The following is a 22,216-nucleotide window of genomic DNA, read 5'->3' on the forward strand; positions in this document are numbered from 1 at the left end:
GCTCAATACCGGTTGCCGGTGATCCACAGGGCCAGCCGCATCAGGCCAAACGCCACGCGGTCGAGCGCCCGCTGGCGCAGGGGGCGGCCTGCATAGCGCGCCGGGTCCATGCGGCGCCCCGCATGCTGCATGGCGTGCACCAGTCGCTGGCGCAGGTCAGTGGCAAAGGCGGCGTCTTCCACCACCACGTTGGCTTCGCGCGCCAGCAGCAGGCTCAGGGGGTCGAGGTTGGACGAGCCCACCGTGGCCCAGGGTTTGTCGCCCAGCGCGTCGATCACGGCCACCTTGGCATGCAGAAAGCTGGGCGCGTATTCATGGATCTCCACACCGGCCTCCAGCAGCGCGCCATACACCGGCCGCGCCGCGTGGTACTGCATGAAATATTCATAGCGCCCCTGCAGCAGCAGGCGCACGCGCACGCCCCGGCGCGCGGCCATCACCAGCGCGCGGCGCAGCTTGCCGCCGGGCATGAAATACGCGTTGGCAATGATGACCTCGTGCCGCGCCGCGCCGATGGCCTTGCGGTAGGCCTTCTCGATGCGGCTGCGGTTGCGCACGTTGTCGCGAAGCACCAGCGCGGCCCGCATGGGCGGCCCCGCCTCGGCGGCCCGCACCGCATGCTTGGCGGCGCTGGCCGCGCGCAGGGCCTGCAAGGCCTCGGGCAGGCGGCGCTGGCGCGCATCGCGCACCGCCTGCATGCGCCACCACAGCTGGTCCATCGTCTCGCTGGCCGGCGCCACCAGGCTGCCGGTGGCCTGCACGGCAAAGTCAAACCGCGGGGCGTCCAGCGGGCCGTGGTTGGGGTCGTGAAAATCATCCAGCACGTTGATGCCGCCACAAAACAGCACGTGGCCGTCCACCACACACAGCTTGCGGTGCAGCCTGCGCCAGCGGTGCGGCAGCAGCAGCCCCAGCGGGCCCAGCGGCGAGTACACGCGGTATTGCACACCGGCCGCCTGCAGGCGCTGTGCCCAGGTGGGGGGCAAGTTGCCGGTGCCCACCCCATCCACCACCAGGTGGGTGCGCACGCCGCGTCCGGCAGCGCGTATCAACGCTTCAGCCACGGCGGCGCCGGCGCCGGTGAAGTCGAAAATGTAGGTCTCGAACTGAATGTCCGACAGCGCCGCATCCATGGCTTCGATGAGGGCGGGAAACAGCTCCTCGGCCCCTTGCAGCAGCCGCACCTGGTGGTCGTCGGCAAATTCAGATCCGCGAAGCAGGACAGGCTTTTTCTTCACGGGGTCATAGCCGGAATTCAGCAATCAGTGGCAGGTGGTCGGACATGCGCCACCAGATGCGGCCGCGCGGCACGTGCAGCGACAGCGGCGTAAGGCCCCGCACGTACACATGGTCCAGCTGGGCCAGGGGCAGCCGCGCGGGGTAGGTGAAGGCCCGGGGTGCATCAAATTCGTACAGCGCAAAGCCTGCCAGCATGCGCTTGATCTGCAGGCCCCAGTCGTTGAAGTCGCCGGCCACCACCAGGGGCGTGCCCGGTGGCACCTCGCGCTCGATGAAGCGCTGCAGGCGTTCGATCTGCCGGATGCGGCTGCCGGGGATCAGCCCCAGGTGCACCACGATCACATGCACGCGGCGGCCGTGCGCGTCCACCTCCACATGCAGCAGGCCACGCTGCTCGAAGCGGTGGTCCGAAATGTCTTCGTGCTGGTGGCCGATCACGGGCCAGCGCGAAAGCAGCGCGTTGCCATGTTCGCCGTGCTTGGTGATGGCGTTGGTGCGGTACACGGCCTCGTAGCCCTCGGGCGCCAGGAACTCGGCCTGGGGCAACTCGGGCCAGCGCTGGAAGTAGGCCTGCTCGCGGCGGTGCAGCTTGCGCACCTCCTGCAGGCAGACGATGTCGGCGTCGAGCTGCTCTACCGCAAGACCCAGGTTGTGGATCTCCAGCCGCCGCACCGGCCCGATGCCCTGCACGCCCTTGTGGATGTTGTAGGTCGCCACCCGCAGAATATCGTCATGTTCCATGACCCGATTGTGTCGCAAGCGCCCGGCGGCATGCCGCGCAGTCTCGCCGCTCAGTTGCCCCGCACAAATCGGGGGAGCAGAAGGCAGGCTTCGGCGTTGGACGCCGAAAAACAGGTGTCCGCCGCAGCCTGCCAGGGCAGCCACTGCCAGGCATCGTGCTCGCGCGGGTTGAGCACCACGGGCGTGCCCCGGGGCACGCACAGCCCGAACACCCGCTCGCGGTTGCGCACCACGCCCGGGGCGTAGCGGTGCAGCCACTGCGGCCAGATGTCGTAGATGTTCTCCAGCGCCCAGTCGGTCAGCGCGCAGCCGGACGCACCGGTGTCGATGCCGGTTTCTTCTGCCACCTCGCGCCGCGCCGTGTCTTCAAACGGCTCCTGCGGGTGGTCCTTGCTCCCGGTGACGGACTGCCAATGCCCGTCGCCGCCGGTGCGCCGTATCAGCAGCACCTCAAGATCGGGGGTGTGGATGACGACCAGCACCGACTCCGGAATTTTCCAGGGCCGCGGCGGCTGCGCAGGCTCCATGGCGGGCTACCCACCCCGGGTGCGTGTGGCGGCCGGGCCTGCCGTGGGCACCGGCGGGGGCAGCTCCTTGGCCTGCAATGCCCGGGCCTGAACCACCAGCTGGTTGTGCGCATCCAGGAACGCTGCGGCAATGACCTTGCCTTCGTTGGTATTGCTCCAGCCCGCGCCGGCGGCGCCTCCGAGCCTGCCCAGTACCAGCCCGCCCACACCCAGGTCGGTGGTGCGTGCGGCGCCGGTGGCGGCCGCAACCTGCTCCGTGGTTTCGTTGTCTGACAACAAAAGGGCCGTCTGCGCCTCCTTGAACCTGACCTGCTCCACGATGCCGGCCAGCCCCGCGATGTCGCGCAGCACCGGAAGCATGGCGATCACGCCCCCCAGCCCGCGCCCGGCGTCCTGCTCGCTGAAGGTGAGGCTGGGTGTGAGCGTGTACTGCGCCTCATAGCCCCGGCCCTTGGCCACCGTGGAGTTCTGCTGGCGCAGCACCCCCGATTCCTTGAGCTCCTGCTCGCGTACGGTGGCGCGCAGGCCCGCGCCACGGTCCACCACGCGGAAACACCCGCTTTGCTGGGCCAGCAGTTTCACCAGAGGCACAGGCGACGGCGGAAGCTGGTAGGCCGCACCGTAGGTGTAGCCGTGCGGGTTTTCAGCCAGCGCCACCGTGGCCACGGGTGCATCGCAACGCAGCAGCTCTTTGGCGGCGTTGTGCGCTCCTTGCGGGCCCGCCGAGCCGGTGACCACGGAGCCGCCCTGGCCGAGCTCGGTCTTCTTTTCGCCACAGGCCGCGAGGGCCAGCAGCACCGCGCCCACGCAAAAGACCTGGAGGTTCATGAAGCGCATGAAGGGTTTCCTTTCAGTACCGGCGAAGAAAAAAGCGGCAGGGGCCTGAGGCCCTTGCCGCTTTCGGTGCGATGCCACCACGGTGCATCCGATGGTTCCGGCCAGGGCGCCGGATCAGACCGCCTTGACCGCGTCGATGTTGCGCAGGCGAATGTGCAGCTCGCGCAACTGCTTTTCGTCCACGGGCGAAGGCGCCTGCGTGAGCAGGTCCTGCGCACGCTGGGTCTTGGGGAAGGCAATCACGTCGCGGATCGACTCCGCACCGGTCATCAACGTGATGAGGCGGTCCAGGCCGAACGCCAGGCCACCGTGCGGGGGCGCGCCGTACTGCAGGGCATCGAGCAGGTAGCCGAACTTGGCCTGTGCGTCTTCAGGCGTGATCTTGAGCGCATCAAACACCTTCTTTTGCACATCGGCGCGGTGGATACGCACCGAGCCACCACCCAGCTCCCAGCCGTTGAGCACCATGTCGTAGGCCTTGGCAATGCACTTGCCGGGATCGGTGGCCATGAACTCTTCGTGGCCGTCCTTGGGGCTGGTGAAGGGGTGGTGCACGGCCGTCCAGCGGTCTTCTTCCTCGTCGTGCTCGAACATGGGGAAGTCCACAACCCACAGCGGGGCCCAGCGGTTCTCGAACAGGCCGTTTTTCTTGCCGAACTCGCTGTGACCGATCTTCAGGCGCAGCGCGCCGATGGCGTCGTTGACGATCTTTTCCTTGTCGGCTCCGAAGAAGATCAAATCGCCATTCTGCGCGCCCGAGCGCTTGAGCACCTCGGCCAGCGCTGCGTCGTGGATGTTCTTGACGATGGGAGACTGCAGGCCATCGCGGCCCTTGGACAGGTCGTTGACGCGGATGTAGGCCAGTCCCTTGGCGCCGTAGATCTTCACGAACTCGGTGTAGGCATCGATCTCGCCGCGGCTGATGCCGCCGCTCTCGGCCGAGCCACCGGGCACGCGCAGGGCCACCACGCGGCCGCCCTTCATGTTGGCAGCGCCGGAAAACACCTTGAACTCCACGTCCTTCATCACCTCGGTCAGCTCGGTGAATTCAAGCTTCACGCGCAGATCGGGCTTGTCGGAGCCGAAGCGGTGCGCCGCCTCCTGGTAGGTCATGATGGGGAATTCGCCCAAGTCCACATCCAGCTGCGTCTTGAACACCTCGGTGATCATGCGCTGGAAGATGGCGCGGATTTCTTCCTCGTTCAGGAACGAGGTCTCGCAGTCGATCTGGGTGAATTCGGGCTGGCGGTCGGCGCGCAGGTCTTCATCACGGAAGCACTTGGTGATCTGGTAGTAGCGGTCGTAGCCGGCCACCATCAGCATCTGCTTGTAGAGCTGGGGCGACTGGGGCAGCGCGAAGAACTGGCCGTCATGCACGCGGCTCGGCACGAGGTAGTCGCGCGCGCCCTCGGGCGTGCTCTTGCCCAGCATGGGCGTTTCAATGTCGATGAAGCCTTCCGCGTCCAGGAAGTTGCGCACCTGGATGGCGGTCTTGTAGCGCAGCATCATGTTGCGCTGCATGTGCGGGCGGCGCAGGTCCATCACCCGGTGCGTGAGGCGGGTGGTCTCGGACAGGTTCTCGTCATCCATCTGGAACGGAGGCGTGACCGAGGGGTTGAGCACCTTGAGCTCGTGGCACAGCACTTCGATCTGGCCGCTCTTGAGCTTGTCGTTGGTGGTGCCAGCCGGGCGCGGGCGCACCAGGCCCACCACCTGCACGCAGAATTCGTTGCGCACGTCTTCGGCCGTCTTGAACATCTCGGCGCGATCAGGGTCGCACACCACCTGCACATGGCCCTCGCGGTCGCGCAGGTCGATGAAGATCACACCACCATGGTCGCGGCGGCGATTGACCCAGCCGCACAGGGAAACGGTTTGGCCCATCAGGGCTTCGGTCACAAGACCGCAATAGTGGGAACGCATGGCCATGGCAGAAACTTCCGGCGCCCAAGGGGCGCGTTAAAGGGATTTACTTACTGTGGGAAACGAGCGTCGGGTCAGCCGGAGCGACGACACCCATCGAAACAATGTATTTGAGGGCAGCGTCCACGCTCATGTCGAGCTCGACGCAGTCGCTCTTGCGCAGCATCACGAAATACCCGCCCGTGGGGTTGGGCGTGGTGGGCACATACACACTCACGAATTCGTCACGCAGGTAGGCCGCCACTTCGCCGTTGGGCGCGCCGGTGACAAAGGCCAGGGTCCAGACACCCTCGCGTGGCCACTGGATCAGAACCGCCTTGCGAAAGGCGTTGCCGCTCTCCGAAAACAGTGTGTCCGACACCTGCTTGACACTGGAATAGATCGAGCGCACCACGGGAATGCGGTGCACCACCGCATCCCCCCACTGCACCAGCTTGCGGCCTGCAAAGTTGCTGGCAATGGCCCCGACCACGAGGAGGATCAGCAGCGTGAGCACCACGCCAAAGCCGGGAACGTGAAAACCGATCAGCCGGTCAGGATGCCATGCAACGGGCAGGATTTGCAGGGTCTGATCCAGGGTGCTCACAATCCAGTGGAGCACCCAGGCCGTGATGACACCGGGCACGATGACCAGAAGGCCTGTCAAGAGCCATTTGCGCAAGGCAGCCATGCAGGGGACTCAGTTCGCCGAAGGGGTAGAAGAAGCTGCCGAACTGCCGCCAACGCTTGTGCCAGCTGCGCTGGAAACTTCTTTTTTAGGAGCATCTCCAGCGCTTGCCGTGTCGCTCTTCGTCTCGGACTTGTTTTCCGCTGCGGGGGCGGAACTGCCGCCGCTGCCCCCCCGAAAGTCTGTGACGTACCAGCCCGAGCCCTTGAGCTGGAAGCCGGCCGCAGTGACCTGCTTGGAAAATGCCTCCGCGCCGCAGGCGGGGCACACCGTCAGGGGAGCATCAGAGATTTTTTGCAGCACATCCTTGGCATGGCCGCAGGAGCCGCATTTGTAGGCGTAAATAGGCATGTCAGTGTGTTGAGGGAAAGTGCAAAACCCTCAATTATAGGCGGCATGCCCATCCTCAAGCCCCGCGCGCCGGCGCGGGGCCGGCATCAGGCGGCGCTGCCTTCGTAGTGCGTCACATGGCCCTTGTGGTCATCGACCCACTGCGGCGCGAGCGAGCCGCCCACCATACCGACGAGAGCCGCCAGCACGCCTGCCAGTTGCTGCGGGAAAGCCTCGGACAGCATGGGGCTGGCCACAAACAGCAGCCACACACCCAGCCCCATCGCCACGGCCAGTATCGCGCCCTGCGTGGTGGCGCGCTTCCAGTACAGACCAAACACCAGCGGGACAAACGCCCCGACCAGCGGCACCTGGTAAGCGCCCGACACCAGCTCATAGATCGACGTACCCTGCATGGTGATGGCGTAGGTCAGCACGCAGGCGGTGAACACGAGCACGGAAATGCGCATGGCCTTGAGCGTCTGGGCATCCGTCATGCCGGGCCGCAGGTTGTGCAGGATGTTTTCCACAAAGGTGGTGGAAGGTGCCAGCAACGTGGCAGAAGCCGTGGACATGATGGCCGACAGCAGGGCGCCAAAGAAGGCGATCTGCAGGAACATCGGCATGCGTTCCATCACCAGCGTAGGCAAGACCTTCTGCGGATCATCCTTGAGCAGCGCCTGCGCAGTCTCGGGCATGACAAGCACGGCCGCCACGACGACAAACATGGGAATGAAGGCAAACAGCAGATACAGCACGCCGCCGATCACCGGGCCCGTGCGCGCCGTCTCGGCGCTGTTGGATGACATCACGCGCTGGAACACGTCCTGCTGCGGTATGGAGCCGAGCATCATCGTGATGGCTGCGGCGAAGAAGAATGTCCAGTCCTTGAGGCCGCCCGTGGGGAAGAACTGGAACTTGCCTTCACGTGCCGCGTATTCGACCACCTTGCCCGCGCCGCCCGCCAGGTCAGCGGCATACCAGGCGATGGCCAGCAGCCCCAGGGCGATCACGATCATCTGCACAAAATCCGTCATGGCCACCGACCACATGCCGCCGTAGAGCGTATAGATCAGCACGATGGCCGTTCCAATGACCATGCCCATGGTGATGGAGACGTAGCCCTGGGTCAGCAGGTTGAACACCAGGCCCAGCGCCGTGATCTGTGCGGCGACCCAGCCCAGGTAGCTGAACATGATGATGGCCGAGCAGGCCACCTCGATCACGCGCCCATACCGCTGGCGGTAGTAGTCACCCAGGGTGATGAGGTTCTTCTTGTAGAGCTTGTAGGCAAAAAAGAGGCCCACCAGAATCAGGCACATGGAGGCGCCAAACGGGTCCTCCACCACCGAGCCCAGGCCCCCGTCCACAAACCGTGCCGAGACGCCCAGCACGGTTTCCGAGCCAAACCAGGTGGCAAAGGTGGTTGCGATCACCACCGCCAGGGGCAGGCTGCGGCCCGCCACCGCGTAGTCGGCCGTGTTGTGCACGCGTGTGGCGGCATACAGCCCAATCCCGATCGAGGCCAGCAGGTACAGAACGATGAAGGTGATCAGCATGGCGCCGCTCCGAAACTCCAAGGAAGGTTGCAAAAAGCAGGTGCGCCCCGGCCTTGCTCCTTCGAGGCGCCGAGGCCCCTGCAGACCCAGGGGTGACAGCTTTGTGACGGGACACGTAACAAAAGTTGGTGCGGATTATGAAGGCAACTTCCGTGCCGTTCGCCCCACTTCAGAAAATCCGCAGCCGGACAAACAGCTGCATCGCCAGAAGGCCCAGCACAAAACCTACTCCCCCGTAAATGATGGACTGAAGCAGCCGGTTGGTGCGGTGCTGGGCTTCGAGCAATTCGCGCAATGCATGCTGCTGGGTGGTGGGGCGCTGCCGCAGGGCGTCATAGACCAGGCGCGGCAGCTCGGGCAGCATCTTTGCGTAGTGCGGCGCTTCAGCGCGGAGTTCGCGCCACAGGCGCTGGGGTCCCATCTGCTCAAGCATCCATTTTTCGAGAAAAGGCTTGGCGGTGCTCCACAGGTCGAGTTCAGGGTCAAGCTCGCGGCCCAGGCCCTCGATGTTGAGCAGGGTCTTTTGCAGCAGCACAAGCTGCGGCTGGATTTCCACCTGAAAGCGGCGGGAGGTCTGGAACAGCCGCATGAGCACCATGCCCAGCGAGATTTCCTTGAGCGGCCGGTCGAAATACGGCTCGCACACCGCGCGGATGGCCGATTCGAGATCGTTCACGCGCGTCTCAGGCGGTACCCAGCCGCTTTCGATGTGCAGCTCGGCCACACGCTTGTAGTCGCGCCGGAAGAACGCCACGAAGTTCTGCGCCAGGTACTCCTTGTCCACTTCCGTGAGCGTGCCCACGATGCCGAAGTCGAGCGAGATGTAGCGCCCGAACGTGGCCGGGTCCAGGCTCACCTGGATATTGCCCGGGTGCATGTCGGCATGGAAAAAGCCGTCACGGAAAACCTGGGTGAAGAAGATGGTGACGCCGTCGCGCGCGAGTTTGGGAATGTCCACCCCGGCGTCGCGCAGGCGCTCGATCTGGCTGATGGGCACGCCATTCATGCGCTGCATCACCATCACTTCGGCGTGGCAGAAGTCCCAGAAGATCTCGGGGATCAGCACCAGGTCCAGCCCCTGCATGTTGCGGCGCAGCTGGGCGGCGTTGGCGGCCTCTTTTACCAGGTCCAGCTCGTCATGCAGGTAGTTGTCGAACTCTGCCACGACTTCGCGAGGCTTGAGGCGCTTACCATCCGCAGACAGGCTCTCGACCCACCCGGCCATCATGCGCATGAGGCTCAGGTCCTTTTCGATCACCGGCAGCATGCCCGGACGCAGGACCTTCACCGCGACTTCGCGCTCCAGCCCCTGGCGGTCACGGAGCGTGGCGAAATGCACCTGCGCAATGGAAGCACTGGCCACTGGCACCCGGTCAAAAGACGTGAAGACTTCATCCACGGGACGGCGAAACGCCCGTTCGATGGTGGCAATGGCTATGTTGGGGTCAAAAGGCGGGACCCGGTCCTGCAGGCGGGCCAGCTCGTCGGCGATGTCGGGGGGCAGAAGGTCGCGGCGCGTCGAGAGCACCTGGCCAAACTTGACGAAGATGGGGCCCAGGCTCTCCAGCGCCTCGCGCAGCCGCTGTCCGCGTGGCGCATCCAGCTTGCGCCCCACCGACAGCACGCGCGAGATCATGCGCAGCCACGGCTTTTGAAAGCTGTCGAGCAGCAAGCCGTCAAGGCCAAACCGGAACACCACCCACAAGATGGCTGCCCCGCGCAGGAAACGCTTCATGCGTCGGCCCGGTCAACGCCGGAGGTCGGCGACAGTGGCGGCGTGGCAGGCGGCACCGGCGCGTTGGCGCTTGCGGGCATGCGCGCGCCCACAAACTGGCGCAGCGCCTGGGCAGCCCGGCGGGCGAACTGCCCCAGCGTGTGCGCGGGCGCGTCACCGATCACGCGGGCAAGGTCTTCTTCCACATCCCAGCGCACGTGGTCCACCAGCCAGTTGATTTCTGCCGCCAGTTGCACGTCGCCTTCAATGCGAATGGCCGGCTTGTCGCCGCGCAGCGCGGACTGTGCCAGGCTGAGCGCAGAGGTGTCGGTCACTTCAAGCCGCAGATCCGGCACAGCGGATTCGGGGGCCAGGTTGAACAGGCCTGCGGGCGTAATCACCAGGGCCAGCGAGTACGCACGCCACTGCACCCGTGCGATGCGTCCCTTGTGGCGCACAAGGCGGTCCGTGGCCTCTTTTTCCTGCATCAGCACGTGGTTGAGGAACAGCACCATCCGTTGCTGCATCTCGTGCACAAGCCACTGCGGTGGCTGCGGGCCGGCGGCCAGGCGCTCAAAGAGGCCGTTCAGAAAAGGAAAAGGGGACTGTGGTGTTGCCATAGTCCCCGATTATTCCCTGAACTCGGATAGCCCCACAGCAGGGGGCTTTCCGTGGTTACTGCAGGGCCTGCACGCCTGCCACCAGCCAGCCGGTGCCGCCCGCCTTGGGCTTGGTCATGTTCCAGACCTCGCGGAAGGGGCTGGGGCCCGCGGAAGGCTCTTCGCGGATCATTCCCGAGAACTCGACGCTGGCCATGTAGCCATCGCCCAGGTCTTCAATACCCAGCAGCTGGGCTTCGATCATCACCACGTCCGTGAGGTTGGGTTGCGCCCCGCGGTGCTCCTCGCGTTCTGCCAGCTGGGTGCGGATCTCCTCGAGCATGCTGTCGGTCATCATCGAGCGCAGCGTGGAGATGTCCGAACGGTCCCAGGCGGCCTGCAAGGTGACGAAGTTGCGCTTGGCCGCTGTCAGGAAACCTTCGGCATCAAAATCGGCCGGCACGCCCCAGTTCTGCGAACCGGAAAGGCCCGATCCAATCACCACGCCGGAGCTTGCACCCACCTGTCCGGTGCGCGATGCATCAAAGGCCATGCTGCTGCGCTCCCAGGGGCGTGCGGAGGCGTCGTTGCCCACGTTGTTGGGGCTGTACTGTGGAGGCACCTGGGCCGCCGCCGGGGTGGCGGCGCCACCCGCGCCCTGGAAAGCCAGCGGCGAGCCACCAGCCATGTTGCCGCCCTGGCGCGCGCGCATCACCATCTTGAAGATCGCAAAGGCCAGCATGGCAAACAGGGCGATCATGAGGATCTGACCGAACCCTTCGCCCAGGCCGAGCGAGCTGGCCAGCCATGCCAGGCCCAGGCCAGCGGCCAGGCCACCGAGCATCGCGCCCCAGGGCTTCTTGGCTGCCGCAGCGGCAGGCGCAGCACCCGCAGTCGCAGGCTTGGCGGCCGTGTTCGTGGCGTTCTGGGCCGGAGCGCCCGGCGTCGCGGGGGGCGTTGCCGAATCACGCTGGGTCACGTTGCTGGACTGCTTGCCCATCGACTTGCCGCCACCCAACCGCTTGGCATCCGCGTCGGCGTGTGCAAACGCCAGCATTGCCACCAACACCACAGACCACAGTTTCATCATGACTTCTCCGTCTCCGTTAATCCATCCGAGCGCTGCAACACGCAGCCGCTCAGCACTTGATTCCAACATGCAAGGCAACAATTCCGCCTGTCATGTTGTGATAGTCCACATGCCCAAAACCATTTTTTTGCATGAGGCTTTTGAGCTCTTCCTGCCCCGGGTGCATGCGGATGGACTCGGCCAGGTAGCGGTAGCTGGCGTCGTCGCCCGCCACCAGCTTGCCAAGCTGGGGCAGCACCTTGAACGAATACCAGTCGTACACCTTCGAAAGCGGCTTGGCCACCTTGGAAAATTCGAGCACCAGCAGCTTGCCACCCGGCTTGAGCACGCGGCACATCTCGGCAATGGCCTGGTCCTTGTGGGTCATGTTGCGCAGGCCAAAGGCCACACTCACCACGTCGAAATGCGCGTCAGGAAACGGCAGCTTCTCGGCGTCGCACACCAGCGTCGGCAGCACCACACCCGCATCGATGAGGCGGTCACGCCCCACCCGCAACATGGCTTCGTTGATGTCGGTGTGCACCACCCGGCCCGACGCCCCCACCTTTTTGGAGAACGCCAGCGCCAGGTCGCCCGTGCCACCCGCAATGTCGAGCACCTGGCTGCCTTCGCCGAGGTTGGCCACCATCACGGTGTAGGCCTTCCAGGCACGGTGCAGACCGGCCGACATGAGGTCGTTCATCACGTCGTATTTGGAGGCCACAGAGTCGAACACGCCCCGCACGCGGCGTGCCTTCTCCTGCTCGTCCACCGACTGAAAACCAAAATGCGTGGTGCTCATAAGAATCATGCTAGGCGCGTGTACGCCCGAGGTACAGCGACAACCCCGCACTGAAACGGGGCATGTGTCGCAATTTGGACAACGCTATTGAAACAAAACCGGCCGCCAGCGCAATCAGGTATTGCGCCGATAGCTATATTTTCAATAGCACCTTGGTGCACAGGGACATGCGCGGCTTTACGCGCAGGGCCCTCGCAGAGCGCGGTCAGGCGCCTTCAGTGGCTGCCACAGGCATGGCCTCCACCACCGCCCTTGGGCGCCATGGGCGCATCGCGGTCGGCACCGGCAGCAGCCAGCCGCTCGACATACTGGGCCCACAGCGCATCCTGCTGCTGGCCCAGTTCGTAAAGATAGTCCCAGCTGAAGATGCCGCTGTCGTGCCCGTCCGAGAACGTGGGCTTGACCGCGTAGTTGCCCACTGGCTCCAGATTGACCAGCGCCACATTGCGCTTGCCCGTCTGCAGCACCTCCTGCCCCGGGCCGTGGCCCTGCACTTCGGCCGAGGGGGAGTACACGCGCATCAGCTCGAACGGAATGCGGAACGTGGCGCCATCCGAAAATCCCACCTCCAGCACGCGCGACTGCTCATGCACCGTCAGGGCCTGCGGCGTGGGCGCACCCGTTTTCAAACCTGCCATGGAATCACCTTGAGAAAACTGTTGTCAGAAACGACGGCTGCCATTGTCCCACCCGTCCCGGCGCACGCTGCCAGCAAGGTTACCGGGCGGCCCACTGCGCCAACTTGGACTGCAGGTAGGCCTCCAGCGCGGGCAGCAGGGCCTGCACAGCAGCCTCTTGCGCAGCCGGGCTGGGCCGCTGCGCAGTGGCCCATACGGGCGCGGGGAAGTGGCTGTCCCAGTCAAACCGCGCAATCACGTGCCAGTGCAGGTGCGGCACCATGTTGCCCAGCGCCGCGATGTTGACCTTGGCGGGCGAGAGGTGCTGGCGCAGGCCCTGTTCCACCAGCGCCACGGCCTCCATGCAGTGCACGCGGTCCGCGGCGGCCAGGTCCGAGAACTCGGCCACATGCGCGTTCCAGACCACGCGGTAGAAGGCAGGGAAACCCGCCTCCTGCGCGCGGATGACACGCAGGCGCTCGCCGCGCCAGACCAAGGCACCACCGTCATCGGTACAGAGGGGACAGCTCATTCAGACAGCTCCCCAAAGCTTTTCACGTCACGTACCGCACGAAACTGGCGCGACCGCAAGCGAGGGACATCGAGCAAGGGCCGCCCCGCAGTGAGGGCGTCGCCCCCCTCCCGCGCAGCGAGAGAGGGGCTGAGGGCCGCGGCTCCAAGCCTGCCAGCGCAGGCTTGGACGGCCCCGAAGAGCTGTCGCCTCTGGCGGCTGCACCGAGGCGCGGAGCGACTCAAGAGGAGCTTCATTTACACCAAGACCCGTTCGATGCCGCCGTTGTTGGCCTGTTGCACGTATTCGGGCATCCAGTTCTCGCCCAAGATCTCCCGCGCCATCTCGACCACGATGTAGTCGGCTTCGAGCAAGCCGTTGTTCAGGTCGCCTTCGTAGCGGTTCAGGCCCTGCAGACAGCTGGGGCAGCTGGTGAGGATCTTCACGTTGGCCTGCGCATCCACGGCGCCGCTGGCACGCAGGGCGGCTTCGCCCTTTCGGATTTCTTCTTCCTTGCGAAAGCGCACCTGGGTCGAGATGTCGGGCCGCGTCACGCCCAGGGTGCCGGACTCCCCGCAGCAGCGCTCGCTCTTCAAGACCTGCTCGCCCACCAGCGCCTTCACGGTTTTCATCGAGTCCTGCAGCTTCATGGGGTTGTGGCAGGGCTCGTGGTACAGGTAGGCGCCCTTGCCCTGCAGGCTCACGCCCTTTTCCAGCAGGTATTCGTGGATGTCGATGATGCGGCTGCCCGGGAAGATCTTGTCAAACTCGTAGCCCTGCAGCTGGTCATAGCAGGTGCCGCAGCTCACCACCACGGTCTTGATATCAAGGTAGTTGAGCGTGTTGGCCACCCGATGAAAGAGCACCCGGTTGTCGGTGATCATCTTCTCGGCCTTGTCGAACTGGCCGCTACCGCGCTGCGGGTAGCCGCAGCACAGATAACCCGGTGGCAGCACCGTCTGCACCCCGGTGTGCCACAGCATGGCCTGCGTCGCCAGGCCCACCTGGCTGAACAAACGCTCCGACCCACAGCCGGGGAAATAGAACACCGCCTCCGTCTCGGCCGTGGTGGCCTTGGGGTTGCGGATGATCGGGACGTAGTCCTTGTCCTCGATGTCGAGCAGCGCACGCGCCGTCTTCTTGGGCAGGCCACCGGGAAGCTTCTTGTTGATGAAGTGGATCACCTGCTCCTTGATGGGCGCGGTGCCCACCGTGGCGGGCGGCTTGGCCGTTTGCTTGCGGCCCACCTTGCGCAAGAGTTGAACGGCCAGGCGCTGGGCCTTGAAGCCCACGTCCACCATCGCCGAACGCATGAACTTGATGGTGTCCGGGTTGGTGGCGTTGAGCATGGTCATCGCCAGCGCGTTGCCGGGGCGGAAGCTCTTCTTGCCCATCTTGCGCAGCAGGTTGCGCATGTTCATGGTGACATCGCCAAAGTCGATCTTCACCGGGCAGGGGCTCTCGCACTTGTGGCACACCGTGCAGTGGTCGGCCACGTCCTCGAACTCTTGCCAGTGCTTGATGCTCACGCCCCGGCGGGTCTGCTCTTCGTACAGGAAGGCTTCGACCAGCAGCGACGTTGCCAGGATCTTGTTGCGCGGGCTGTACAGCAGGTTGGCGCGTGGCACATGCGTGGCGCACACGGGCTTGCACTTGCCGCAGCGCAGGCAGTCCTTGACGCTGTCGGCAATGGCGCCGATGTCGCTCTGCTGCATGATCAGCGACTCATGCCCCATCAGGCCAAAGCTCGGCGTGTAGGCGTTGGTCAGGTCGGAGTACATCAGCGAATCTGAAGCCAAATTGGCCTCCAGCGCTTTCGGGGATTGCGCAAGCAGCTCCTTATTTCGTAGCAACTTGCCTTTGTTGAAGCGCCCCTGCGGATCCACGCGCTGCTTGTACTCGGCAAACGGGCGCAGCTCTTCGTCGGTCAGAAACTCCAGCTTGGTGATGCCAATGCCATGCTCGCCCGAGATCACACCGTCCAGGCTGCGCGCCAGCACCATGATGCGTTCGACCGCCTGGTGCGCCGTCTGCAGCATTTCATAGTCATCACTGTTGACGGGCAGGTTGGTGTGCACATTGCCGTCGCCCGCGTGCATGTGCAGAGCCACCCACACGCGGCCCTTGAGCACACGCTTGTGGATGGCAGTGACTTCATCCAGCAGCGGCTTGAAGGCCGCGCCCGCAAAAATCGTCTGCAGCGGTGCGCGCAGCTGCGTCTTCCAGCTGGCGCGCAGGGTGTGGTCCTGCAGCTGCGGGAAGAGTGTTTCCACGTTCTGCAGCCAGCCGGACCACAGGGCGCGCACCTCGGCCACCAGGGCAATGGCCTGCGCCACGCGGTCTTCCAGCAGCTCGGCCGACGGGATTTCGCTCGCGTCGTCCTGCTTGCCCAGGGGCAGGTTGCCGCGCTCGAAGAAGTCGGTGAGCGCATCGCACAGCTTGATCTTGTTGCGCAAGCTCAGTTCGATGTTGATGCGCTCGATGCCGTCGGTGTATTCGGCCATGCGCGGCAGCGGGATCACCACGTCTTCATTGATCTTGAAGGCGTTGGTATGGCGGCTGATGGCGGCCGTGCGCTTGCGGTCCAGCCAGAACTTCTTGCGCGCCTCGGGGCTGATGGCGATGAAGCCTTCGCCGCTGCGCGAGTTGGCAATGCGCACGACCTCGCTGGTCACGCGCGCCACATCGTCGGCGTTGTCGCCCGCGATGTCGCCAAACAGCACCATCTTGGGCAGGCCGCCACCGTGCTTCTTGCTCTTGGTGGCGTAGCCCACCGCTTTCAGGTAGCGGTCATCCAGATGCTCCAGCCCGGCCAGCAGCACGCCACTGCGCTTTTGCTCGGCGAACATGAAGTCCTTGATTTCGACGATGGACGGCACGGCGTCCTTGGCGTTGCCGAAGAACTCCAGGCACACGGTGCGCGTGTGCTCGGGCATGCGGTGCACCACCCAGCGCGCGCTGGTGATGAGGCCGTCGCAGCCTTCCTTCTGGATACCGGGCAGTCCCGAAAGGAACTTGTCCGTCACGTCCTTGCCCAGGCCTTCCTTGCGGAAGGTCTTGCCCGGAATGACCAGGCGCTCGGTGCGTAGGGGCGTCTTGCCGTCGGCCTCGAAGTACTGCAGCTCGAAGGTGGCGGTTTCCACGTCATGGATCTTGCCCATGTTGTGGTCCAGGCGCGTCACTTCCAGCCACTGCGCCTCGGGCGTCACCATGCGCCAGCTGGCCAGGTTGTCGAGCGCCGTGCCCCACAGCACGGCCTTCTTGCCACCCGCATTCATGGCGATGTTGCCGCCAATGCACGATGCCTCGGCGCTGGTCGGGTCCACCGCAAACACAAAACCTGCACGCTCGGCCGCATCGGCCACGCGCTGCGTCACCACGCCGGCTTCGGTCCACACGGTGCCGACTTCGCTGTCCATGCCCGGCAGGCGGCGCATCTCCACCTCGGTCATGGCTTCGAGCTTTTCGGTGTTGATGACCACACTCTTCCACGTCAGCGGAATGGCGCCGCCGGTGTAGCCCGTGCCGCCCCCACGCGGGATGATGGTCAGGCCCAGTTCAATGCAGCCCTTGACCAGGCCGGCCATCTCGGCCTCGGTGTCGGGGGTGAGCACCACAAACGGGTATTCGACGCGCCAGTCGGTCGCGTCGGTCACATGGCTCACGCGGGAGAGGCCGTCGAACTTGATGTTGTCCTTGGCCGTAAGGCGCCCCAGGGTCTTCTGAATCTGGCGGCGTAGCTGTGCGGCCTGCTCGAAGGTGGCGTTGAATTCGGCCACGGCACGGCGCGCGGCCACCACCAGCTCACCCACCAGGCGGTCGCGCCCGGCATCGTCGGCGGGGGTGCGGCGCTTGTCGACCTCGGCCAGGCGGTGGTTCAGGGCATCCACCAGGAGCTTGCGGCGGGCGGGGTTGTCCAGCAGGTCGTCCTGCAGGTAGGGATTGCGCTGCACCACCCAGATATCGCCCAGCACCTCGTACAGCATGCGGGCCGAGCGGCCGGTACGGCGCTCCTTGCGCAGCTGGTCAAGCACGTTCCAGGCCTCGGACCCCAGCAGGCGGATCACGATCTCCCGGTCGGAGAACGAGGTGTAGTTATAGGGAATCTCGCGCAGACGGGCGGGCTCGGCGGCCTGCGTCTGCAGGGCAGCCAACGCTATCGGAACATTCATAGGATCAACCTGGGGTAGGCGCTGCGCGCCCTCGTGCCTTGGGGCCGGAATTTTATGCCACGCCCTCCCAGCGCGCCGGCAGGGCGCACGCACCGGGCGCCACGCAGGGGATTCGAAAGCAATGTTTCAAGCAAAAACGGCCACCAGCGCTTATGCCATAAGCGCCAATAGCTATCAAATCAGGAGCAACATTAAAACAGCACGCGGCTGCGCAGTGTGCCTGTGACCTTGGCCAGCTTGTCCAGCGCGATGTCGGACGAGGCTGCATCAATGTCGATCACCACATAGCCGATCTTCTCGTTCGTCTGCAGGTACTGGGCCGCAATGTTGATCGCGTTGTCCGAAAAGATGCGGTTGATCTCGGACAGCACGCCCGGCACATTGCGGTGGATGTGCAGCAGGCGGTGCTTGCCGGGGTGGGCGGGCAGCGCCACTTCGGGGAAGTTGACGGACGAGGTGCTGGTGCCGTTGTCGCTGTATTTCACCAGCTTTTCCGCCACTTCGAGGCCGATGTTGGCCTGCGCCTCCATGGTGGAGCCACCGATGTGGGGCGTGAGCAGGACATTGTCCAGCCCGCGCAGGGGCGACTGGAACTCGTCCTTGTTGGTGCGCGGCTCGACCGGGAACACGTCAATCGCGGCGCCCAGCAGCTTTTTGGCCCTGAGCGCTTCGGCCAGCGCCTCGATATCCACCACGGTGCCGCGCGCGGCGTTGATCAGGATGCCGCCGGGCTTCATGGCGGCGATTTCAGCGGCGCCGATCATGCCCTCGGTGGACGGCAGCTCCGGCACGTGCAGGCTCACGATATCGCTCTGGCCCAGCAGGTCGTGCAGGCTGTGCACCTGCCGCGCATTGCCCAGCGGGAGCTTGTTGACGACATCAAAGAACGCGACATGCATGCCCAGGGCTTCCGCCAGCACCGACAGCTGGGTACCGATGGAGCCATAGCCCACGATGCCCAGGGTCTTTCCACGGATCTCGTAGGCGTTGTCGGCTGATTTCAGCCATCCGCCCCGGTGCGCCACCGCGTTCTTCTCGGGAATGCCGCGCAAGAGCAGGATGGCTTCGGCCAGCACCAGCTCGGCCACAGAGCGGGTGTTGGAATACGGCGCATTGAACACCGCAATGCCCCGCTCGCGCGCGGCGTTCAGGTCCACCTGGTTGGTGCCGATGCAAAAGCAGCCCACGGCCACAAGCTTGCCGGCATGGGCAAACACCTCTTCGGTGAGCTGCGTGCGCGAGCGGATGCCCACAAAGTGCACGTCGGCGATCTTGCGCTTGAGCTCTTCATCCGGAAGGGCTCCGGAGACAGTTTCGATCTGGGTGTAGCCCGCCGCTCGGATCACATCCACCGCAGAGGAATGGATGCCTTCGAGCAACAGAAATTTGATCTTGTTCTTGTCCAGCGAGTTGGTGGCCATGGCAGTAGAAGGTGTGTGAAAAAAAGGCGCTGTCACAACCCTGGCAGCGCGGGCGGGTGGCTTGGCAGACTATGCACCAACGATGCTGCAATGCACAAAACCTTGCAGCGCTCGGTATATTCGTTCCAACCTGTCACAAAAGAGTCACAATCGCACCCCCTGCACCTGCCCCACGGGGTTTCCCCGGTTGTTACACGGGGGGTGCCATGCGACAACGACACACCATTGTCACAACGGCTCCATAGCATCCGGCCCTTGTGCATTTCGTCATCCTTGGAGGAACATTCATGCAAGTCAAGCATCTGGCGCTATCCGCCGCCATCGCACTGTCCGTCTGCGCACCCGCGCAGGCACAGCAGGTAGAGATTCAGTGGTGGCATTCCATGAGCGCAGCGCTCGGTGACTGGGTCAACGACCTGGCCAAGCAGTACAACGCCAGCCAGACGAAATACAAGGTGGTGCCCACCTACAAGGGCACGTATGACGAATCCATGACGGGCGCCATCGCCGCCTTCCGTGCGGGCAACGCCCCCCACATCCTGCAGGTGTTTGAAGTCGGCACCGCCACCATGATGGCCAGCAAGGGCGCCATCGTGCCCGTGGCCAAGGTGCTCAACGACGGCGGGTTCAAGTTCGACCCCACGCAATATGTGTCCGCCGTGGCCGGTTACTACACGGCACCCAACGGCCAGATGCTGAGCTACCCGCTCAACAGCTCCACCACCATCTTCTATTACAACAAGGACGCCTTCAAGAAGGCGGGCCTGGACGCCGACAAGCCGCCAAAGACCTGGCCTGAAGTCTTCGCTGCCGCCTCCAAGCTCAAGGCCAGCGGCCACAGCTGCCCCTTCACCACCAGCTGGATCAGCTGGACGCAGCTGGAGAGCTTCTCGCTGTGGCACAACACGCTGTTCGCGTCCAAGAACAACGGGTTTGACGGCAACGATGCACAGCTGCAACTTAACTCGCCCCTGCACGTGCGCCACTTCGAGAACCTGGCCAAGGCCGCCAAGGAAGGCAGCTTCGTCTACAAGGGCCGCGCCAACGCGCCGGATGCTTCGTTCCCCTCGGGCGAGTGCGCCATGATCACCGGCTCGTCGGGCCTGTATGCCCGCGTGGCCAAGGAAGCCAAGTTCGCCTACGGCATCTCCACCCTGCCCTACTACGATGACGTGAAGGGCGCCCCCCAGAACACCGCCATCGGTGGTGCTAGCCTGTGGGTCATGTCCGGCAAGAAGGCCGAGGAATACAAGGGCGTTGCCGACTTCCTGAACTTCCTGAACGACACCAAGATCCAGGCCGCCAGCCACCAGCGCACGGGTTACCTGCCCGTGACGATGGGCGCCTACCAGCTGACCGAAGCTTCGGGCTTCTACACCAAGAACCCCGGCACCGACGTGGCGGTGACGCAGATGATCAAGAAGGCCACCGACAAGTCGCGCGGCATCCGCCTGGGCAACTTCGTGCAGGTGCGCACCATCATCGACGAGGAAACCGAACAGATCTGGGCCGGCAAGAAGACCCCCAAGGAAGCCCTGGACACGGCCGTCGCCCGTGGCAATGAGCAACTGGCCCGTTTTGCCCGCGCCAACAAGTAAGTAAAGCTGCCGAAAGTCTGTTCGTGCCACCCCGCCCTGGCGGCGGGGTGGCATCGAAAGCCCGCCGCCCCGTCAACCGCACTGGTTCACGGGGCGGCGGGGTTTTCTTTTTGAGAGTTTCGACATGGAAAAACGCGTTCTTTTTCGCTCTGCATGGTTGCCCTGGGTGCTTCTGGCGCCACAGCTCATCATCATCAGCGTGTTCTTTTTCTGGCCAGCGGGCCAGGCCCTGGTGCAATCGTTCCAGATGCAGGACACCTTCGGTTTCTCGAAGGAGTGGGTGGGGTTTGACAACTTCAAGGCCCTGTTCAGCGACCCCGGTTACCTGGCCTCGTTCAAGACCACGGCCTTCTTCTCCATCCTGGTGGCTGTCAGCGGCATCACGCTGTCGCTGTTCCTGGCCATCTTTGCCGATCGCATCATCAAGGGCGCACTGGTCTACAAGACAGCCCTGCTGCTGCCCTACGCCGTAGCGCCTGCCGTGGCGGGGGTGTTGTGGATGTTCATGTTTTCGCCCTCGCTGGGCGTGGTGGCCTACATGCTGCGCCAGTCGGGCTTTGACTGGAACCACATGCTCAACTCCGATCACGCCATGGCACTGATCGTGATTGCCGCGGTGTGGAAACAAATTTCCTACAACTTCCTGTTCTTCCTGGCGGGCCTGCAATCCATCCCCAAGTCGCTCATTGAAGCAGCCGCCATCGACGGCGCAGGCCCCTGGCGCCGGTTCTGGAGCATCCAGTTCCCGCTGCTGTCGCCCACCACCTTCTTCCTGCTGGTGATCAACGTGGTGTACGCCTTCTTCGACACCTTCGCCATCGTCGACTCCACCACCCAGGGCGGCCCCGGGCGTGACACCTCCATCCTGGTCTACAAGGTGTATTACGACGGCTTCAAGGCCATGGACATGGGCGGCTCGGCCGCGCAGTCGGTGGTGCTGATGGCCATCGTGGTCGTGCTCACCGTGATCCAGTTCCGCTACGTTGAGAAAAAGGTTCAATACTAAAAATGGTCGAACGCAGCCCTTATCTCACCGCGTTCTCGCACCTGATCATGGTGCTGGGCGTGATCATCGTCGGCTTTCCGCTGTACCTGGCGTTCGTGGCCTCCACGCACACCGCGCAGGACATCGTGCAGGCCCCCATGCCCATGCTGCCCGGCAGCAACTTCTGGCAGACCTACCACGACACACTGTTTGGCGGCGGCTCCGGCCCCGGCTCCAGCGCGCCCGTGGCCCGCATGATGTGGGTGAGCTTTGTCACCGCCATCGTCATCACCGTGGGCAAGATCGCGATCTCGCTGCTGTCGGCGTTTGCCATCGTGTACTTCCGCTTTCCGTTCAAGGGCATCTGCTTCTGGCTGATCTTTATCACCCTGATGCTGCCGGTGGAAGTGCGCATCGGCCCCACGTACGAAGTCGTCTCCAACCTCGGCATGCTCAACAGCTACGCGGGCCTCACGATTCCGCTGATCGCCTCGGCCACGGCCACGTTCCTGTTCCGCCAGTTCTTCCTTACGGTGCCGGACGAGCTGGTGGAAGCCGCCCGCGTGGACGGCGCCGGCCCCATGCGCTTTTTCAAGGACATCCTGGTGCCGCTGTCGCGCACCTCGATTGCAGCGCTGTTCGTGATCCAGTTCATCTACGGCTGGAACCAGTACCTGTGGCCGCTGCTCGTGACCACGTCCGAAGACATGTACCCCGTGGTGATCGGCATCAAGCGCATGATTGCCGGCGGCGACTCGGGCAACGAGTGGAACATCGTGATGGCCACCGCCCTGCTCGCCATGCTGCCCCCCGCGCTGGTCGTGGTGCTCATGCAGCGCTGGTTCGTCAAGGGCCTGGTAGACACTGAAAAATAAGACAAATAACCCGCTAGCGCTTATGCATCA

19 protein-coding genes are annotated in these 22,216 nt (G+C 64.3%); 3 read left to right on the top strand and 16 right to left on the bottom strand.

The features are described from left to right. Positions 1-2: 2 nt before the first annotated feature. The 16 genes from clsB to serA form a co-directional block, all read right to left on the bottom strand. On the bottom strand, positions 3-1,238 hold the full coding sequence (clsB, locus tag KYG_RS11690; RefSeq protein WP_008905108.1) for a cardiolipin synthase ClsB: 1,236 nt from the start codon (positions 1,236-1,238) through the stop codon (positions 3-5). Positions 1,239-1,242: 4 nt separating this feature from the next. Next, positions 1,243-1,980, bottom strand: coding sequence for an endonuclease/exonuclease/phosphatase family protein (locus tag KYG_RS11695; RefSeq protein ID WP_008905109.1), 738 nt, complete (start codon positions 1,978-1,980; stop codon positions 1,243-1,245). Positions 1,981-2,030: 50 nt separating this feature from the next. Beyond that, positions 2,031-2,507, bottom strand: coding sequence for a dihydroneopterin triphosphate diphosphatase (gene nudB / locus KYG_RS11700; RefSeq protein WP_008905110.1), 477 nt, complete (start codon positions 2,505-2,507; stop codon positions 2,031-2,033). Positions 2,508-2,513: 6 nt separating this feature from the next. Then, positions 2,514-3,344, bottom strand: a complete 831-nt coding sequence (locus tag KYG_RS11705; RefSeq protein WP_008905111.1) for a CsgG/HfaB family protein — start codon at positions 3,342-3,344, stop codon at positions 2,514-2,516. A gap of 114 nt (positions 3,345-3,458) precedes the next feature. Further along, entirely contained in the window at positions 3,459-5,273 is a 1,815-nt protein-coding gene (gene aspS, locus KYG_RS11710; protein ID WP_008905112.1) for an aspartate--tRNA ligase, read from the bottom strand. A gap of 40 nt (positions 5,274-5,313) precedes the next feature. Continuing rightward, positions 5,314-5,937, bottom strand: a complete 624-nt coding sequence (locus tag KYG_RS11715; RefSeq protein WP_008905113.1) for a DUF502 domain-containing protein — start codon at positions 5,935-5,937, stop codon at positions 5,314-5,316. Positions 5,938-5,946: 9 nt separating this feature from the next. Continuing rightward, positions 5,947-6,285 carry an FmdB family zinc ribbon protein gene (locus tag KYG_RS23800; protein ID WP_008905114.1) on the bottom strand — a complete coding sequence of 113 codons (339 nt, stop codon included), beginning with the start codon at positions 6,283-6,285 and terminating at the stop codon, positions 5,947-5,949. 86 nt (positions 6,286-6,371) lie between these two features. After that, on the bottom strand, positions 6,372-7,823 hold the full coding sequence (locus KYG_RS11725) for a sodium:solute symporter family protein (protein WP_008905115.1): 1,452 nt from the start codon (positions 7,821-7,823) through the stop codon (positions 6,372-6,374). A gap of 169 nt (positions 7,824-7,992) precedes the next feature. Continuing rightward, a complete protein-coding gene (ubiB, locus tag KYG_RS11730) occupies positions 7,993-9,558 on the bottom strand; it encodes a ubiquinone biosynthesis regulatory protein kinase UbiB (RefSeq protein ID WP_008905116.1) in 1,566 nt (521 codons plus the stop codon). Further along, positions 9,555-10,157, bottom strand: coding sequence for an SCP2 domain-containing protein (locus KYG_RS11735; RefSeq protein WP_008905117.1), 603 nt, complete (start codon positions 10,155-10,157; stop codon positions 9,555-9,557). Before KYG_RS11735 ends, ubiB begins: the two co-directional genes overlap by 4 nt. A gap of 55 nt (positions 10,158-10,212) precedes the next feature. After that, positions 10,213-11,226, bottom strand: a complete 1,014-nt coding sequence (locus KYG_RS11740; RefSeq protein ID WP_034694236.1) for a Tim44 domain-containing protein — start codon at positions 11,224-11,226, stop codon at positions 10,213-10,215. 49 nt (positions 11,227-11,275) lie between these two features. After that, the gene (gene ubiE, locus KYG_RS11745) at positions 11,276-12,007 is read right to left on the bottom strand and encodes a bifunctional demethylmenaquinone methyltransferase/2-methoxy-6-polyprenyl-1,4-benzoquinol methylase UbiE (RefSeq protein WP_008905119.1); all 732 of its coding nucleotides are present in this window, start codon (positions 12,005-12,007) and stop codon (positions 11,276-11,278) included. Positions 12,008-12,222: 215 nt separating this feature from the next. Beyond that, positions 12,223-12,645: a gamma-butyrobetaine hydroxylase-like domain-containing protein gene (locus KYG_RS11750; RefSeq protein WP_008905120.1), complete on the bottom strand. Its 423-nt coding sequence runs from the start codon at positions 12,643-12,645 to the stop codon at positions 12,223-12,225. 79 nt (positions 12,646-12,724) lie between these two features. Beyond that, entirely contained in the window at positions 12,725-13,156 is a 432-nt protein-coding gene (locus KYG_RS11755) for an HIT family protein (protein ID WP_008905121.1), read from the bottom strand. A gap of 236 nt (positions 13,157-13,392) precedes the next feature. Continuing rightward, the gene (locus KYG_RS11765; RefSeq protein ID WP_008905123.1) at positions 13,393-17,307 is read right to left on the bottom strand and encodes an FAD/FMN-binding oxidoreductase; all 3,915 of its coding nucleotides are present in this window, start codon (positions 17,305-17,307) and stop codon (positions 13,393-13,395) included. A gap of 191 nt (positions 17,308-17,498) precedes the next feature. Beyond that, positions 17,499-18,728, bottom strand: a complete 1,230-nt coding sequence (gene serA, locus KYG_RS11770) for a phosphoglycerate dehydrogenase (protein WP_008905124.1) — start codon at positions 18,726-18,728, stop codon at positions 17,499-17,501. Positions 18,729-19,015: 287 nt separating this feature from the next. Here serA and ugpB point away from each other — a divergent pair, with 287 nt between their 5' ends. The 3 genes from ugpB (at position 19,016) to ugpE (ending at position 22,186) form a co-directional block, all read left to right on the top strand. Continuing rightward, positions 19,016-20,326, top strand: coding sequence for a sn-glycerol-3-phosphate ABC transporter substrate-binding protein UgpB (gene ugpB / locus KYG_RS11775; protein ID WP_008905125.1), 1,311 nt, complete (start codon positions 19,016-19,018; stop codon positions 20,324-20,326). Positions 20,327-20,450: 124 nt separating this feature from the next. Then, positions 20,451-21,332 (top strand): sn-glycerol-3-phosphate ABC transporter permease UgpA, encoded by an 882-nt coding sequence (ugpA, locus tag KYG_RS11780; protein ID WP_008905126.1) that lies wholly within the window; start codon positions 20,451-20,453, stop codon positions 21,330-21,332. Positions 21,333-21,334: 2 nt separating this feature from the next. Beyond that, positions 21,335-22,186, top strand: a complete 852-nt coding sequence (gene ugpE / locus KYG_RS11785; protein WP_008905127.1) for a sn-glycerol-3-phosphate ABC transporter permease UgpE — start codon at positions 21,335-21,337, stop codon at positions 22,184-22,186. Positions 22,187-22,216 lie beyond the last annotated feature (30 nt).

It is taken from the genome of Acidovorax sp. NO-1 (genome assembly GCF_000238595.1).
Lineage (GTDB): Bacteria > Pseudomonadota > Gammaproteobacteria > Burkholderiales > Burkholderiaceae_C > Acidovorax.